Origin of the sequence: Mesorhizobium sp. KR9-304, from assembly GCF_040049215.1 — a bacterium.
Lineage (GTDB): Bacteria > Pseudomonadota > Alphaproteobacteria > Rhizobiales > Rhizobiaceae > Mesorhizobium_K.
Genome location: NZ_JBDZDN010000001.1, coordinates 2,453,648 through 2,468,926 on the forward strand (window position 1 = coordinate 2,453,648; position 15,279 = coordinate 2,468,926).

14 protein-coding genes are annotated in these 15,279 nt (G+C 64.3%); 9 read left to right on the forward strand and 5 right to left on the reverse strand.

Annotated features, from left to right (window positions below; translation table 11 throughout):
• The first annotated feature begins 41 nt into the window (after positions 1 to 41).
• A complete protein-coding gene (locus ABLE71_RS11730) occupies positions 42 to 284 on the forward strand; it encodes a hypothetical protein (RefSeq protein ID WP_348783509.1) in 243 nt (80 codons plus the stop codon).
• 58 nt (positions 285 to 342) lie between these two features.
• Here ABLE71_RS11730 and ABLE71_RS11735 read toward each other — a convergent pair whose 3' ends face one another.
• Positions 343 to 1,323 carry a GlxA family transcriptional regulator gene (locus ABLE71_RS11735; RefSeq protein ID WP_348783510.1) on the reverse strand — a complete coding sequence of 327 codons (981 nt, stop codon included), beginning with the start codon at positions 1,321 to 1,323 and terminating at the stop codon, positions 343 to 345.
• Positions 1,324 to 1,393: 70 nt separating this feature from the next.
• Between ABLE71_RS11735 and ABLE71_RS11740 the strand changes: the two genes are divergently transcribed.
• The 5 genes from ABLE71_RS11740 to ABLE71_RS11760 are packed head-to-tail and all read left to right on the forward strand — an operon-like array spanning position 1,394 to position 7,537.
• The gene (locus ABLE71_RS11740) at positions 1,394 to 2,311 is read left to right on the forward strand and encodes a 3-keto-5-aminohexanoate cleavage protein (RefSeq protein ID WP_348783511.1); all 918 of its coding nucleotides are present in this window, start codon (positions 1,394 to 1,396) and stop codon (positions 2,309 to 2,311) included.
• Between the two features lie 14 nt (positions 2,312 to 2,325).
• Positions 2,326 to 3,459, forward strand: a complete 1,134-nt coding sequence (locus tag ABLE71_RS11745; protein WP_348783512.1) for a 3-hydroxyacyl-CoA dehydrogenase NAD-binding domain-containing protein — start codon at positions 2,326 to 2,328, stop codon at positions 3,457 to 3,459.
• A gap of 5 nt (positions 3,460 to 3,464) precedes the next feature.
• Complete coding sequence (locus ABLE71_RS11750) at positions 3,465 to 4,628, forward strand: acyl-CoA dehydrogenase family protein (protein ID WP_348783513.1); 1,164 nt, start codon at positions 3,465 to 3,467, stop codon at positions 4,626 to 4,628.
• Positions 4,625 to 6,754, forward strand: a complete 2,130-nt coding sequence (locus tag ABLE71_RS11755) for an acetate--CoA ligase family protein (RefSeq protein ID WP_348783514.1) — start codon at positions 4,625 to 4,627, stop codon at positions 6,752 to 6,754. The genes ABLE71_RS11750 and ABLE71_RS11755 overlap by 4 nt, the downstream gene beginning before the upstream one ends.
• Positions 6,755 to 7,537 (forward strand): carnitinyl-CoA dehydratase, encoded by a 783-nt coding sequence (locus ABLE71_RS11760; RefSeq protein ID WP_348783515.1) that lies wholly within the window; start codon positions 6,755 to 6,757, stop codon positions 7,535 to 7,537.
• A 2-nt stretch (positions 7,538 to 7,539) separates the two neighbouring features.
• Here the strand turns inward: ABLE71_RS11760 and ABLE71_RS11765 are convergent, their stop codons facing one another.
• Genes ABLE71_RS11765 through puuE form a run of 4 tightly spaced genes read right to left on the reverse strand, consistent with a single transcriptional unit; the run spans position 7,540 to position 10,896 of the window.
• Positions 7,540 to 8,133, reverse strand: a complete 594-nt coding sequence (locus tag ABLE71_RS11765; protein ID WP_348783516.1) for a nucleoside deaminase — start codon at positions 8,131 to 8,133, stop codon at positions 7,540 to 7,542.
• 10 nt (positions 8,134 to 8,143) lie between these two features.
• A complete protein-coding gene (locus tag ABLE71_RS11770; protein ID WP_348783517.1) occupies positions 8,144 to 8,638 on the reverse strand; it encodes an ureidoglycolate lyase in 495 nt (164 codons plus the stop codon).
• On the reverse strand, positions 8,635 to 9,468 hold the full coding sequence (locus ABLE71_RS11775) for a bifunctional allantoicase/(S)-ureidoglycine aminohydrolase (protein WP_348783518.1): 834 nt from the start codon (positions 9,466 to 9,468) through the stop codon (positions 8,635 to 8,637). Before ABLE71_RS11775 ends, ABLE71_RS11770 begins: the two co-directional genes overlap by 4 nt.
• 9 nt (positions 9,469 to 9,477) lie before the next feature.
• The gene (gene puuE, locus ABLE71_RS11780; RefSeq protein WP_348783519.1) at positions 9,478 to 10,896 is read right to left on the reverse strand and encodes an allantoinase PuuE; all 1,419 of its coding nucleotides are present in this window, start codon (positions 10,894 to 10,896) and stop codon (positions 9,478 to 9,480) included.
• A gap of 165 nt (positions 10,897 to 11,061) precedes the next feature.
• Between puuE and uraH the strand changes: the two genes are divergently transcribed.
• From uraH to xdhB, 3 genes are read left to right on the forward strand one after another with little or no spacing between them, the layout of a single operon-like run.
• On the forward strand, positions 11,062 to 11,427 hold the full coding sequence (uraH, locus tag ABLE71_RS11785; RefSeq protein WP_348783520.1) for a hydroxyisourate hydrolase: 366 nt from the start codon (positions 11,062 to 11,064) through the stop codon (positions 11,425 to 11,427).
• A 2-nt stretch (positions 11,428 to 11,429) separates the two neighbouring features.
• Positions 11,430 to 12,911 carry a xanthine dehydrogenase small subunit gene (xdhA, locus tag ABLE71_RS11790; protein ID WP_348783521.1) on the forward strand — a complete coding sequence of 494 codons (1,482 nt, stop codon included), beginning with the start codon at positions 11,430 to 11,432 and terminating at the stop codon, positions 12,909 to 12,911.
• The gene (gene xdhB, locus ABLE71_RS11795; protein ID WP_348783522.1) at positions 12,911 to 15,262 is read left to right on the forward strand and encodes a xanthine dehydrogenase molybdopterin binding subunit; all 2,352 of its coding nucleotides are present in this window, start codon (positions 12,911 to 12,913) and stop codon (positions 15,260 to 15,262) included. The genes xdhA and xdhB overlap by 1 nt, the downstream gene beginning before the upstream one ends.
• The last annotated feature ends 17 nt before the right edge of the window (positions 15,263 to 15,279 follow it).

Below are 15,279 nucleotides of genomic sequence, written 5' to 3' on the forward strand. Positions count from 1 at the left end.
TTTGCCTTCAGCCTGTCACGAACGACGGCTAGGTTGGGCATATGGAAACGAACCGTACGAAGACACATCCGCAGAGCGGCTTCGACGCGCAGGTCGGAGCTTTGCTCGATCGAATCCATGAGTCGGCCTCGATCGTCGACAGCCTGATGGCAATGCCCTTGCCCGGCGAGGACAATGCCCCGCCGGAATGGGACGCGGCGGTTTCGCGCCGGCTGGAAAGCCGGCTTGCCGCCGCCATGCGGTCCATGATCGAGTCCGACGAGCCCGAACGCCGCAGCGCTTAGCAATTCCAGGAAAAGTGGAGACCGATTTTTCCGCCGGGAATTGCGACAAAACAAGAGGTCAATCCTTCCGCAAGGCGGTCGGCGACCTGCCGAACGATCGCGAAAAGGCTCGCGAGAACGCCGCAGCCGAGGAAAAGCCGGTGCGTGCTGCGATGTCGGCCATCGGAACTCTGGTGTCGACAACGAGTTTTCGCGCCGCCGTCAGCCTGAGCCTCAGATAGTATGCGCCCGGTGTCTCGCCGATCGACTTGTTGAAGATGCCTTCCAGCGTGCGTGGCGTCACGCCTGCTCGCTTCGCTATGGCGGCCATGCCGAGCGGCTGGTCGACATGCGCCTCCATCAGCCGGATCGCCTGGGCGAGGCGCGGGTCGTAGCCGTCGAGTCGGCCGAGCGAGACCAACGGCTGCGCGTCGGTCGCGGCGCGCGACTGGTCGTAGATGAAGACGCTGGCGACATCAAGCGCGGCAGCCATGCCGAGCCGCGACCGTACGAGATGCAGCATCAGGTCGAAGGTGGGCGAAGCGCCGCCGGTGGTGAAGACCGGCCCGTCGATGACGTAGCGGTCTGGCCGCACATCGGTGCCTGGAAAGGCGGCGGCGAAATCCTCCATATCCTCCCAGTGGGTGGTCGCCGCGCGCCCTTCCAGCAGCCCCGCCCGTGCCACCAGCCAGGTGCCGGCCTCGACCCCGCCGCAGGCGCGCGCCGAACGTGCGGCGCGGCGCAATCCCTGCAGGAAGCTCCCGGTGGCGTACCCCTGGGTGCCGAAACCGGCGACAACGACGATCATGTCGGTCTTGGCTGCAGGATCGAACTTGCCGCTGACCGCCACGGGCAGGCCGCAGGTGGTCATTGCCGGATCGCCGCTCACCGAGACAAGTTTGAAGTTAAATAGAATTTCGCCGGCGATGCGGTTAGCCGCGCGCAACGGGTCGATAGCCGAGGCCACGCACATAATCGAGGCGCCGGAGAAAACGAGAAATGTAACGTCGAGCGGCGTGCGCTCGGGCTGGAAGATGCCAGGCCTTTCGTTTTTTGCCATGTTGTATTCGTAAAACGCAAAGCAAGCGGCTGCAAGTCACGGCAAGATCGATCAATCCAGGGAGAGAGACATGCCGCTAGCCATGAACCGCGAGGTTTTCATCACCTGTGCCGTGACCGGATCGGGCGGCACCCAGGACCGCAGCCCGCATGTGCCGCGTTCGCCCAAGCAAATCGCGGACTCGGCGATCGAGGCGGCCAAGGCCGGTGCCGCCATCGTGCATTGCCATGTGCGCGACCCCGAAACAGGCAGGCCGCGCCGCGACGTCTCGCTCTACCGCGAGGTGACCGAGCGCATCCGCGACGCCAACGTCGATGTGGTGCTGAACCTGACGGCCGGCATGGGCGGCGACATGGTGTTCGGTCCGGTCGAGAGCCCGCTGCCGCTCAAGGAGCAGGGCACCGACATGGGCGGCGCGTCGAACCGCGTCGAGCATGTCAGGCAGTGCCTGCCGGAGATCTGCACGCTCGACTGCGGCACGATGAATTTCAACGAAGCCGACTATGTGATGACCAATACGCCGGGCATGCTGCGCGCCATGGGCGGCATGATGACGGCGATGGGCGTGAAGCCCGAGATCGAAGCTTTCGACACTGGGCATCTGTGGTTCGCCAAGCAGCTCGTCGAGGAAGGCGTGCTGAAGCCGGATGCGCTGGTGCAGCTCTGCATGGGCGTGCCGTGGGGCGCGCCTGACGATCTCAACACCTTCATGGCGATGGTGAACAACGTGCCGTCCACCTGGACCTGGTCGGCGTTTTCGCTCGGCCGCAACCAGATGGCCTATGCAGCGGCGGCCGTGATCGCGGGCGGCAATGTGCGTGTCGGACTGGAAGACAATCTGTGGCTCGACAAGGGAGTGCTCGCCACCAACGCGCAGCTCGTCGAGAGGGCCGTCACCGTCATCGAGAACATCGGCGCGCGGGTCATCGGGCCTGAGGAAGTGCGCAAGAAGCTCAACCTCACCAAGCGCGCGCCGGTGGCGGCATAATTGGGGACAATGACATGACCATTGAGAAGGCGGCCGCGATCGGCGGTGGGGTGATCGGAGCGGGCTGGGTTGCCCGGCTGCTGCTCAACGGCATCGACGTGTCGATCTACGATCCCGATCCGGAGGCTTCTCGCAAGGTCGGCGAGGTGATGAAGGGCGCACGGCGCGCCTACAGGAAGATGCTGCCCGGCGGGCTGCCCAAGGAGGGCAAGCTCACCTTCGCCAAGACGATCGCCGAGGCGGTGGCCGATGCGGACTTCATCCAGGAAAGCGTGCCGGAACGGCTGGACCTCAAGCACAAGGTGCTGGCCGAGATCGATCTGTATGCGCCGGCCAACGCCATCGTCGCCTCGTCGACATCGGGCATCCTGCCGTCCGACATGCAGGTGGCGATGAAGAAGCATCCCGAGCGGCTGGTCGTCGGCCATCCGTTCAACCCCGTCTACCTGCTGCCGCTGGTCGAGATCGTCGGCGGACAGCAGACGTTTCCGGAGGCGATCGAGGTCGCCAAGGAAATCTACGCCTCGATCGGCATGAAGCCGGTGGTGATCCGCAAGGAGATCGAGGCGTTCGTCGGCGACCGCCTGCTGGAAGCGGCATGGCGCGAGGCGCTTTGGCTGATCAAGGACGGTATCTGCACGGTCGAGGAACTCGACGACATCATGCGTTACTCGTTCGGCATCCGCTGGGCGCAGATGGGCATGTTCCAGGTCTATCGCGTGGCGGGCGGCGAGGCCGGCATGCGCCACTTCATGGCGCAGTTCGGGCCGTGCCTGAAATGGCCGTGGACCAAGCTGATGGACGTGCCGGAGTTCAACGACGAGCTGGTCGATCTCATCACCGAGCAATCCGACGACCAGGCGCATGGCCTGTCGATCCGCGAGCTGGAAAAGATCCGCGACGACAATCTGGTCGCGATCATGGAAGCGCTCGGCAAGCAGAACAAGGGCAAGGGCTGGGGCGCCGGCGAGCTCTACAACGGCTATACGAAACAGTTGTCGAAGCTCGCGTCGAAGAAGGCGAAGCCGGCGCTGAAGAGCAAGGTCGCGAAGTCGGCGGCCAAGGCGAAGGCGACGAAGCCCGTGAAGAAGTCTGCTGCGAAGGCAGTGAAAAAGACCGCCAAGAAGGCTGGCAAGAAGAAGGGCTGACCGCCGTGGATTTTGGCCTTACCGAAGAGCAGAAGCTCATTGTGGAAACCACTCGCGCGTTCGTCGAGAACGAGCTTTACCCGCATGAACAGGAAGTCGAGCGTACGGGCGTGCTCAGGCCCGAACTCGTCGCCGAGCTGAAAGCCAAAGCGATCGAGGCGGGGCTTTACGCCGCCAACATGCCCGCCGATGTCGGCGGGGCCGGGCTCGATACGGTGACCTGGCTGCTCTACGAGAAGGAACTCGGCAAGGCCAACTACGCGCTGCACTGGACCTGCGTGGCGCGCCCCTCGAACATCCTGCTCGCCGGCACGGCCGAGCAGCGGGAAAAATACCTGTTCCCCTGTATCCGCGGCGAGAAGTCGGACTGTCTTGCCATGACCGAGCCTGGCGCGGGCTCGGACCTGCGCGGCATGAAGGCGACCGCCACTCAGGATGGCGGCGACTGGGTGCTCAACGGCACCAAGCATTTCATCAGCCACGCCGACGTTGCCGATTTCGCCATCGTCTTCATGGCTTCTGAAGAGGAAGATTCTCCGCGCGGCAAGCGCAAGAAGATCACCGCCTTTTTCGTCGACAAGGGCACGCCCGGCTTCACCGTGCGCGACGGCTACCGCAACGTCTCGCATCGCGGCTACACCAATTCGGTGCTGGAATTCGACGACTGCCGGCTGCCGGCAGCCCAGGTTCTCGGCGAGGTCCACAAGGGTTTCGAGGTCGCCAATTCATGGCTCGGGGCGACGCGGCTGCAGGTCGGCGCGACCTGCCTCGGCCGCGCCGAACGGGCGCTCGGCCACGCCATCGACTATGCCGCGCAGCGCGAACAGTTCGGCCAGCAGATCGGCAAGTTCCAGGGTGTGTCTTTCAAGCTCGCCGACATGGCGACGGAACTAAAGGCCGCCGAACTAATGATCCTCGAAGCCGCCTGGAAATACGACCACGGCACGGTGACCGATCAGGACATGGCTATGGCCAAGCTGAAGGCTACCGAGATGCTCGCCTTCGTCGCCGACGAGGCGATCCAGATCCATGGCGGCATGGGGTTGATGGACGACCTGCCGCTGGAGCGCATCTGGCGCGACGCGCGCGTCGAGCGCATCTGGGAAGGCACCAGCGAGATCCAGCGTCACATCATTTCGCGCGCGCTGCTGAGGGCCGTCGGCGGATGAGCCGCCTCGACCGACTTCTGCGCCCCAAATCCATCGCCGTCATCGGCGGCGGCTTCTTCACGCCCAACGTCATCAAGCAGAGCCTGAAGATGGGCTTTGCCGGCGACATCTGGCCGGTCCATCATGAGAAGGACGAGGTGGCGGGCGTGCGCGCCTTCCGCTCGATCGCCGACCTGCCGGGCGCGCCGGATGCGACCTTCATCGGGGTCAACCGCAACCTCACCATCGACATGCTGAAGGCGCTGCGCCAGCGCGGCGCGGGCGGCGCGATCTGCTTCGCCGCCGGTTTTCGCGAGACGGCGCATTACGACCCGGACGGCTCTCGGCTGCAGGACGCGCTGATCGAGGCGGCCGGCGACATGCCGGTCATCGGGCCGAACTGTTACGGCCTCATCAACTACGCAGACGGCGCGCTGCTGTGGCCGGACCAGCATGGCGGGCGGCGGCTGAAGGAGGGCGAGACGGGGGCCGCGATCATCACGCAGTCGTCCAACATCGCCTGCAACCTGACCATGCAGACGCGGGGCCTGCCGCTTGCATTCCTGATGACGGCCGGCAACCAGGCGCAGACCGGCATCTCGGAAATGGCGTTGGGATTGATCGAGGATAGCAGGGTTTCTTCGCTCGGCCTGCACATTGAGGGTTTCGATTCCGTCGCCGGTTTCGAGCGTCTGGCGGCGCGTGCGCGGGAGCTTAACAAACCGATCGTCGCGATGAAGGTCGGCCGGTCCGAGCAGGCGAGGGCCGGAACCGTCTCGCATACGGCCTCGCTCGCCGGCTCCGACGCGGCTTCCGACGCTTTCCTGAAGCGCCTCGGCATTGCCCGGGTCGACACAATCCCTTCCTTCCTTGAGACGCTGAAGCTTTTCCACGCCGTGGGACCGCTGGCGAGCAACACGCTGTCCTCCATGAGCTGTTCCGGCGGCGAAGCGTCGGTGATGGCGGATGCGGCGGTGGGCCGCCCGGTCTTCTTCCCCGCACTGGCCGACGAGCACCGCGCGCGCGTCGAAGAAACGCTCGGGCCATTGGTCGCGGTCGCCAATCCGCTCGACTACAACACTTACATCTGGGCCAAGGAGGAGGCGCTGACCGCGACCTTCACGGCGATGGTGTCGGGCGGCTTCGGCCTCAACATGCTGGTGCTCGACTTCCCGCGCACCGACCGCTGCTCGGACGCTGACTGGTGGTTTACGGTCAACGCCTTCGGCAAGGCGCTGAAGACCAACGGGGCGAAGGGCGCGATCGTCGCATCGATGGGCGAGAACCTGCCGGAAGGTCATGCCGAAGAACTGCTGCGCCGCGGCATCGTGCCGATCCTCGGCATTGCGGAAGCGATGGATGCGGCGACGGCGGCGGCGTTTGTGGGAGAGGCGTGGCGTTGGCCAGTACCGCACTCATACTGGATATCGGAAACGCGAGCGAGATTGGATGAGATACGTGACCGTCTAGGCCATGCCAAAGACACTGTGGGTGCAGGTCGTACCGTGCTGACAGAATCGGTTGCCAAGTCCCAACTGCACGGCATTGGTTTGTCCATACCGGTTGGGCGTGAAGTGGCTACCGTCACTGATGCGGTTAAAGCTGCTCAGCAGATAGGCTTCCCGGTCGCTCTGAAAGCCCTTGGCGTCGCGCACAAGTCGGAAGTGGGCGCCGTCAAGCTCAACCTCAAAGACGAGGTGTCGGTGCGTGCCGCAGGCGAACAGCTCAGAGGCCTCGGCAGTGGCCTCTACGTCGAGCGCATGGTGGAAGGCGCCGTCGCCGAACTCATCGTCGGCGTCACGCACGATCCACTTTTCGGGCCGGTCATGACCGTCGGCGCGGGCGGCGTCTTGGTGGAGCTTTTGAAAGATTCCGTGACATTGCTAATGCCGCCGACTCGGACGGAAATCGAAACCGCGCTCGAAAGCTTGAAGATGTTCCCGCTGCTCGACGGCTTTCGTGGTCGCCCCAAGGCAGACTTGGATGCCGCCATTGAGGCGATCGCCAACATCGCCGATTTCGCGCTGACTCGCGGCAATGTGCTCGCCGAACTTGATATTAATCCGCTGATCGTCTGCGCGGAGGGCAAGGGCGCCTGGGTGGCGGACGCACTGCTCGTAACAAGAGAAATAGCTGGGGAGTCATAGATGACCGACGTGATCACCACGCGCCGCGAGGGCGCGATCCTCGAAGTCACGCTCGACCGGCCGAAGGCCAACGCCATTGACCTCGCCACCTCGCGACTGATGGGCGAGACCTTCAAGGCTTTCCGCGACGATCCGGAGTTGCGCGTGGCTATCGTGAAGACCGCCGGCGACAAGTTCTTCTGCGCGGGCTGGGACCTCAAGGCCGCGGCTGCCGGCGATGCGGTCGACGGCGACTATGGCGTCGGCGGTTTCGGCGGGCTGCAGGAACTGCGCGACATGAACAAGCCTGTCATCGCTTGTGTCAACGGTATGGCTGTCGGCGGCGGTTTCGAGCTGGCGCTGTCCTGCGACCTGATCTTGGCCTCCGACCACTCAAGCTTCGCGCTGCCCGAAATCCGCGCCGGCACGTTGGCCGATGCCGCCACGGTGAAGCTGCCGAAACGCATTCCGTACCATGTCGCCATGGACCTGCTGTTCACCGGCCGCTGGATGGATGTGCAGGAGGCTCACCGCTGGGGGTTGGTCAACGAGGTGCTGCCCAAGGAAAAGCTCGAGGACCGTGTCTGGGAGATCGCGCGGTTGCTCGCATCAGGCCCGCCGCTGGTCTTTGCGGCGATCAAGGAAGTCGCCCGCGAGGCGGAGGCGCTGACCTTCCGCGATGCGATGAACCGCATCACGAAGCGCCAGTTCCGCACAGTCGACGAACTCTACGGCTCGCAGGACAATCTCGAGGGCTTCAAGGCATTCGCCGAGAAGCGCGACCCGGTCTGGAAGGGCCGATAGGCTTAGCTTAGTGGTATGTCGTTGTCGGTCTTGCCCGACTGATAGGTAGCCGACAGCCTGTCGTAGGTCGCGGCGACGGTGCTGATGCGCGCCTCGAGCCGCGACCGCTCGGCTTCCGGCAGGCCAAGGACAAGCTTCCGGATCGAATAGCTTTTCCAGTAGGCGTTCTCGGCGCGGTAGCCGCCGGGGTCGAGCGTGAAGACCTCCTTCAGGATCTTGAGGTCATGCGGAATGGCAAAGCTGTCGCGTGAATCCTCGTGGCTGAAGAGGTAGTAGAAATTGTCAAAGCCGGTCCAGGTGATCGCCGACAGGCAGAGAGAGCAGGGCTCGTGCGTGGCGATGAAGATCGCGTCCCTGGTATCGACGCGCTCGGCCTTCGGCATTTCGTAGAAACGCTTCAGGCAATGGACCTCGCCGTGCCAGAGCGGGTTCTCGATCTCGTTGTTGGTTTCGGCAATAACCAGCGAGCGGTCGTCCTTGCGCAGGATCGCCGCGCCGAACAGCTTGTTGCCATGCGCCACGCCCTCGGCCGTCCTCGGCACGATATCGTGTTCGATCACATCGAGCAGGCGGTCGATCAGGGAAGGCTCTGCCATCGGTCAGCTTTCACGAGAGTCGGATTTCGAAGGGGCTGGGGAAATGGAACTCTTCCAGATTGTCGCCGTCGCCGCCGCGGTCGACGATCAAAAAATCCTGCGACTCGCCGATCGGCGTCAAAACGCCATGCCAGCGGTTGCGCGGATAGTTCACGCCCTGGCCCGACTGCGTGAGGAAAGCATGCGGCGTGCTGGGCGCGCCGCTCTCGTCATGGCAGACGACTACCAGGAAAGGGCGCGGCGAGAGCGGGATGAAGGCCTGGCTGCCAAGAGGATGGCGCTCGACCATCGTCAGCTTCAGCGGGAAGTCGTAGGGGGTCGCCTTGGCCAGGCTGATCAGCACATGACCGTTCGGTCCGGCGGCTTCCGCTCTTGCCAGCGCATGATAACGCTCGGTCTTGCCGCCGTTGATTGGGTAATGCAGGTCGCCGCCAGCGTCGATCACGTCGCCGAACGGCGCGAAGCTTTCGCGCGTCAGCGGCCGCGCCGTGATCGTCTTGCTCATCGGCCGAAGCCGCCGAGTTTCGGATGGCGGTTGACGTCCTTGTAGAGCAGATAGCGGAAGCGCCCGGGTCCGCCAGCATAGCATGCCTGCGGGCAGAAGGCGCGCAACCACATATAGTCGCCGGCCTCGACCTCGACCCAGTCCTGGTTCAGCCTGTAGACGCCCTTGCCTTCGAGCACGTAGAGGCCGTGTTCCATCACATGCGTTTCCGCGAAGGGGATGACGCCGCCGGGCTCGAAGGTCACGATGTTGACATGCATGTCGTGGCGCAGATCTTCCGGGTCGACGAAGCGCGTCGTCGCCCAGCGCCCTGCCGAGCCGGGCATGGCAAGCGGCACGATGTCCTGCTCGTTGCGGAACAGAGGCTCCGGCATGTCGAGTCCATCGACGCGCTCGTAAAGCTTGCGGAACCAATGGAAGCGCGCCGGCGCCTTGCCGGTGTTCTTCAGCGTCCAGCCGCTCGACGGCGGAAGATAGGCGTAGCCGCCCGGCTGCAGGCGTTGGCTCTTGCGGCCGAGCTTCACCGTAACCTCGCCTTCCATGACGAAAAGCACGCCCTCGGCGCCTGCGTCCGGTTCCGGCCTGCTGCTGCCGCCGCCCGGTTCCACCTCCAAGATGTATTGCGAGAAAGTCTCGGCGAAACCCGAAAGCGGCCGCGACAGGATCCAGGCCCGCGTGTTGTCCCAGAACGGAAGGCAGGAGGTGACGATGTCGCGCATCACGCCTTTCGGGATGACCGCATAGGCCTCGGTGAAGACCGCGCGGCCGGTCAACAAATCCGTCTGCGGCGGGCGACCGCCTTTCGGTGCGACATATTGGGGACCGACCATGTTGTCCTCTCAGGAAGGCAGGATTTCGCGAAGCCTGAGCAGCGCGATGCGTTCGACCTGTTTGCAGGCCGTTTCGAATTCCGTGGCCCGGTCGTTGCCGATGCGTGCCTCGAAGGCCGCGAGAATCTCGTCCTTGGTCTTGCCCTTGACGGCGATGATGAAGGGGAAGCCGAAGGTCGAGACGTAGGCTGAATTGAGCTTCGAGAAAAGCTCGCGTTCGGCGTCGGTCAGCGCGTCGAGGCCTGCGGATGCCTGTTCCCTGGTGGATTCCGCCGTCAGGCGCCTGGCCGCGGCGAGCTTGCCGGCGAGATCGGGGTGAGCGTTCAGCACGCCGAGCCTCTCCTTGTGGCTTGCCGCCCGGAAGATGCGGCAGAGCGCGTTGTGCAGGCCACCTGCAGTGTCGTGGGCAGGCCCGAGCTCCAGTGCATAAGCGCGTTCGGCGATCCACGGCGAATGTTCGAAGATGCCGCCGAACAGCGATACGAACGTGTCGAGGTCCATCCTGGAAGGTCTTATTGCCGGCAAGTGGAAAGGATGCGTCTCACTCCAGTGGCGTGCGATGTCGATACGCCGCGCCAGCCAGACCTTATCGTGGCCTTTGACGTAGTCGATGAAGCGCTTCAGCGCGGCAGCACGGCCCGGCCGGCCGACGAGCCGGCAATGCAGGCCGATGTTCATCATGCGCGGACGGCCCGCCTTGCCTTCGGCGTAGAGCGTGTCGAAACTGTCCTTCAGGTAGGCGAAGAACTGGTCGCCGGAATTGAAGCCCTGAGGCGTGGCGAAGCGCATGTCGTTGGCGTCGAGCGTGTAGGGGATGATCAGTTGCGCGCGGCCCTGGTGCTCGAACCAGTAGGGCAGTTCGTCGTCATAGGTGTCGGAGACATAGTCGAAGCCGCCTTCCTCGACCGCCAGCCGCACCGTGTTGACCGAGCTGCGCCCGGTGTACCATCCAACAGGGCGCTCGCCGGTCACCTCGCGGTGAAGCTTGATCGCCTCCGCCATGTGGCGACGCTCGTCCTCGATCGAATAGTCGCGGTAGTCGATCCATTTCAGCCCGTGCGAGGCGATCTCCCAGCCGGCCTCCTGCATGGCTGACACCTGGTCGGGCGAGCGCGCGAGCGCCGTGGCCACGCCATATACGGTAGCGGGAACGTCGGCCTCGGTGAACATGCGGTGAAGCCGCCAGAAGCCGGCGCGAGCGCCGTATTCGTAGATCGACTCCATGTTCCAGTGGCGCATGCCAACCCACGGTGCCGCGCCGACGATTTCGGACAGGAATGCCTCTGAAGCCGCGTCGCCGTGCAGCACGCAGTTTTCGCCGCCTTCCTCGTAATTGACGACAAACTGCACTGCGACATGCGCGCCATCAGGCCATTTTGGGTCTGGCGGGTTGCGGCCGTAACCGCGCATGTCTCGTTCGTAACGCATATGTTTCTGTTGCCTGTCGGGTGCATCTTCAGGATAAACAATGGATGTGCCGGACATTCCCTCGAAAATTTTTGAAAGTCTTTTTGTCGCGCTCCGCTTCACCCAGCCGATAGCATGGCCTTTAATGGGGCAGAATACGCATTCGATCGCAGGAAGGAGGGACCAATGGCGAAAGCCGATGGCGGTCGCCTGACGACCCACGTTCTCGATACCGCTTCCGGCCTGCCCGCGGCAGGGTTGAAGATCGCGCTCTATCGCATTATCGGCAACTCGCACCGCAAGATCCACGAGGCGGTCACCAACGCCGACGGACGGTGCGACGCGCCTTTGCTCGAAGGAAAGACCTTCCAGGCCGGTCAGTACGAGCTGGTCTTCTTCGCTGGAGACTATCTGCGGACCACCGGCGCGGCGCTGCCAGATCCGCCCTTTCTCGACCAGATCCCGATCCGTTTCGGCATGGCCGAGGCCAGGCACTACCACGTGCCGCTGCTGCTTTCGCCTTACGGCTACTCGACCTACAGGGGCAGTTGAGCATGGCGAAGCCGAAAATCCGGTCCGAACTGCGTTTCATCCTCAACGGCGAGGATGTCGCGCTCTGCGATGTCGCCCCCGGCGAGACGCTGCTCGACTATCTGAGGCTGCGCCGTTCGCTGCGCGGCACCAAGGAAGGTTGCGCGGAGGGCGACTGCGGCGCCTGCACGGTGCTGGTCGGCAAGCTTTCAGGCGGAAAGCTCGTCTACGAAAGCGTCAACGCCTGCATCCGTTTCCTCGGCTCGCTCGACGGCTGCCACGTGGTGACGGTGGAACATCTGCGCGGCGAAGCCGGCAGGCTGCATCCGGTGCAGCAGGCAATGGTCGATTTCCATGGCTCGCAATGCGGCTTCTGCACGCCGGGCTTCGTCATGTCGCTCTATGGTTTGTGGATGCGCTCGCCCGCTCCGTCGGTCGCGGCGATCGAGAAGGCGCTGCAGGGCAATCTCTGCCGCTGTACGGGCTATGAAGCGATCGTGCGCGCGGCCAGGGCGATTTCGAATTATGGCCAGGTTGCGAGGGACCCGCTTGCCGTCGAGCGCAAGCGCGTGACGGCCAGGCTGGCGGCGCTTCGCGACGGCGCGCGGGTCGAGATCGGCGAGGGCAGGCGGCGGCTGGTCGTGCCGGCCTCGGTCGATGATTTCGCCGCCATTCTCGACAAGGAGCCGAATGCCACTGTTGTCGCCGGCTCGACCGATGTCGGGCTCTGGGTGACCAAGCACATGCGCGACATCTCGCCGGCTATCTTCATCGGTGGCCTCGAAGGATTGCGCATCATCTCCGAAGAGGAGGGCCTCATCACCATCGGCGCCGGCGTCACCTACACGGAAACCTTCGCCATGCTGGCAAGACGCATTCCGGCGATGGGCCCCCTATTCGACCGCATTGGCGGCGAGCAGGTGCGCAACATGGGCACGATCGGCGGCAATATCGCCAACGGCTCACCGATCGGCGATACGCCGCCGCCGCTGATTGCGCTCGGCGCGACGTTGACCCTGCGCAGGGGCAAGCAGCGGCGCACGATTCCGCTGGAGGAATTCTTCATCGCCTATGGCAAGCAGGACCGCCGGCCGGGCGAATTCGTCGAGGCGGTGCATGTGCCGGTGCCCGCGAAGGGCGTGCACTTCGCCGTCCACAAGGTCACCAAGCGCCGCGACGAGGACATCACCGCCACGCTCGGCGCCTTCCACCTGACGCTGGCCAAAAACAGAACGGTGGCGTCGATCCGCATCGCCTATGGCGGCATGGCGGCGACGCCGAAGCGGGCGCGCGCGGTGGAAGCGGCGCTGCTCGGCAAGCCCTGGACGGAGGCGACCGTCGAGGCGGCGCTGCCGGCTTACGATCTCGACTTCGCGCCGCTGACCGACATGCGTGCCTCGGCGGAATACCGGGCGCTGGCGGCGAAGAACCTGCTCAGGCGCTTCTTCGCCGAGACCACAGGCACGAAGGCGCCGCTCACGGTCATGCGGCAAGAGGCGGCCTGATGAACAAGCACGCCGCTCCCGACATCAAGGCTGCAAAGATCACCGGCGGCGTCGCCACCGAGCTGCGCCATGATTCCGCGCACAAGCACGTCACCGGCACGGCCGTCTATATCGACGACATGCCGGAGCCGGAGGGCCTCCTGCATGGCTGCCTGGGTCTGTCGGGCGTCACTCATGGCCGGATCATGAAGATGGACTTGTCGGCGGTTCGCTCGGCAGCCGGCGTGGTCGATGTGCTGACCGCAAAGGACATTCCCGGCGAGAACGACATCTCGCCGACCGGGCGCCATGACGAGCCTGTGCTGGCAGACGGCGTCGTGCAGTTTTTCGGCCAGCCGATTTTCTGCGTCATCGCCCGGACGCGTGAAGAGGCGCGGCGCGCCACACGCTTCGCCAAGGTCGAATATGAAGAACTGCCCTTCATCCTCGACGTGGCCGATCTCGACCCGGAGAAAGGCAAACTCGTCACGCCGCCGCTGACGCTGAAGCGCGGCGATGCGCGCTCAGCGATAAAAAAAGCCCCCAAACGCATCAAAGGGCGGATGCGTCTCGGCGGCCAGGATCATTTCTATCTCGAAGGCCAGATCGCGCTCGCCGTGCCGGGCGAGGACCAGGACGTCACGATCTATTCCTCGACGCAGCATCCAAGCGAGGTGCAGCACATGGTCTCGCATGCGCTTGGCGTGCCCTCGAATGCCGTGACGGTCGAGATCCGCCGTATGGGCGGCGGCTTCGGCGGCAAGGAAACGCAGGGCAACCAGTTCGCAGCACTTGCCGCCATTGCCGCCAAGAAGCATCGCCGCGCCGTCAAGATCAGGCCCGACCGCGACGACGACATGATCGCGACCGGCAAGCGGCATGATTTCGTCATCGACTACGAAGTAGGCTTCGACCGCGAGGGAAACATACACGGCGTCGACTTCATGTTCGCCGCGCGCTGCGGTTTTTCCGCCGACCTGTCCGGACCGGTCACCGATCGCGCGCTGTTTCACTGCGACAACACCTATTTCTGGCCGGCGGTGCATGCGCAGTCGGCGCCGCTCTACACCAACACGGTGTCCAACACTGCCTTCCGCGGCTTCGGCGGGCCGCAGGGCATGGTCGGCGCGGAGCGTGTGATCGAGGAGGTAGCCTTCGCGGTCGGCAAGGACCCGCTGGAGGTCCGCAAGCTCAATTTCTACGGTACCGAAGACCGCAACGTGACGCCCTACCACCAGACGGTGGAAGACAACATCATCCACCGCATCGTCGCCGAGTTGGAAGAGAGCTCGGACTACGCAAGGCGGCGGCGCACCATCGCGGCCTTCAACACCAACAGCCGCTACGTGAGGCGCGGCATCGCACTGACGCCGGTGAAGTTCGGCATCTCCTTCACTGCTACGCAATACAACCAGGCGGGCGCGCTGGTGCATGTCTATACGGACGGCTCGGTGCATTTGAACCACGGCGGCACCGAGATGGGGCAGGGCCTCTACCTCAAGGTCGCGCAGGTCGTCGCCGAGGAATTCCAGATCGACCTCGACCAGGTGAAGATCACCGCGACAACCACCGGCAAGGTGCCGAACACGTCGGCGACAGCGGCGTCATCAGGCTCCGATCTCAACGGCATGGCGGCGCAGAACGCGGCGCGGCAGATCAAGGACCGGCTGATCGACTTCGCCGCCGAAAAATACCAGGTGCCGCGCGACCAGGTCGTCTTCCTGCCCAACAGGATACGCATCGGCAATCAGGAGATCGCTTTCGCCGATGTCGTGAAGCAAGCCTATATGGCGCGCATCCAGCTCTCGGCGGCGGGTTTCTACAAGACGCCCAAGATCCACTGGGATCGCGACAAGGGGCAGGGCCGTCCATTCTACTATTTCGCTTACGGCGCGGCCTGTTCGGAAGTGTCGATCGATACGCTGACCGGCGAATATGTCGTCGAACGCACGGACATCCTGCATGACGCAGGGCGTTCACTAAACAGGGCGATTGACCTTGGCCAGGTCGAGGGCGGCTTCATCCAGGGCATGGGCTGGCTGACCACCGAGGAGCTGTGGTGGGATGCAAAGGGCCGCCTGCGCACCCACGCGCCGTCAACCTACAAGATTCCGCTCGCATCCGACCGGCCGAAGATATTCAACGTCAAGCTCGCCGACTGGCCGGAAGCGAACGAGCCGACGGTCCATCGCTCGAAGGCCGTCGGCGAGCCGCCCTTCCCGCTTGGCATCTCGGTGCTGCATGCGCTGTCGGATGCGGTGGCGAGCGTGGCGGACCACAGGATCTGCCCGCGCCTCGATGCGCCGGCGACGCCGGAACGCGTGCTGATGGCGGTGGAGCGGCTGAAGGCAGAAGCGGCGAGGAAGCGCTGACGCTGGCGGAGCAACTC

Excerpts from the sequence above, each read along its gene's own strand:
- ABLE71_RS11730 (WP_348783509.1), top strand. The coding sequence starts at position 42 with ATGGAAACGAACCGTACGAAGACACATCCGCAGAGCGGCTTCGACGCG.
- ABLE71_RS11735 (WP_348783510.1), bottom strand. The coding sequence starts at position 1,323 with ATGGCAAAAAACGAAAGGCCTGGCATCTTCCAGCCCGAGCGCACGCCG.
- ABLE71_RS11740 (WP_348783511.1), top strand. The coding sequence starts at position 1,394 with ATGCCGCTAGCCATGAACCGCGAGGTTTTCATCACCTGTGCCGTGACC.
- ABLE71_RS11745 (WP_348783512.1), top strand. The coding sequence starts at position 2,326 with ATGACCATTGAGAAGGCGGCCGCGATCGGCGGTGGGGTGATCGGAGCG.
- ABLE71_RS11755 (WP_348783514.1), top strand. The coding sequence starts at position 4,625 with ATGAGCCGCCTCGACCGACTTCTGCGCCCCAAATCCATCGCCGTCATC.
- ABLE71_RS11760 (WP_348783515.1), top strand. The coding sequence starts at position 6,755 with ATGACCGACGTGATCACCACGCGCCGCGAGGGCGCGATCCTCGAAGTC.
- ABLE71_RS11765 (WP_348783516.1), bottom strand. The coding sequence starts at position 8,133 with ATGGCAGAGCCTTCCCTGATCGACCGCCTGCTCGATGTGATCGAACAC.
- ABLE71_RS11770 (WP_348783517.1), bottom strand. The coding sequence starts at position 8,638 with ATGAGCAAGACGATCACGGCGCGGCCGCTGACGCGCGAAAGCTTCGCG.
- ABLE71_RS11775 (WP_348783518.1), bottom strand. The coding sequence starts at position 9,468 with ATGGTCGGTCCCCAATATGTCGCACCGAAAGGCGGTCGCCCGCCGCAG.
- puuE (WP_348783519.1), bottom strand. The coding sequence starts at position 10,896 with ATGCGTTACGAACGAGACATGCGCGGTTACGGCCGCAACCCGCCAGAC.
- uraH (WP_348783520.1), top strand. The coding sequence starts at position 11,062 with ATGGCGAAAGCCGATGGCGGTCGCCTGACGACCCACGTTCTCGATACC.
- xdhA (WP_348783521.1), top strand. The coding sequence starts at position 11,430 with ATGGCGAAGCCGAAAATCCGGTCCGAACTGCGTTTCATCCTCAACGGC.
- xdhB (WP_348783522.1), top strand. The coding sequence starts at position 12,911 with ATGAACAAGCACGCCGCTCCCGACATCAAGGCTGCAAAGATCACCGGC.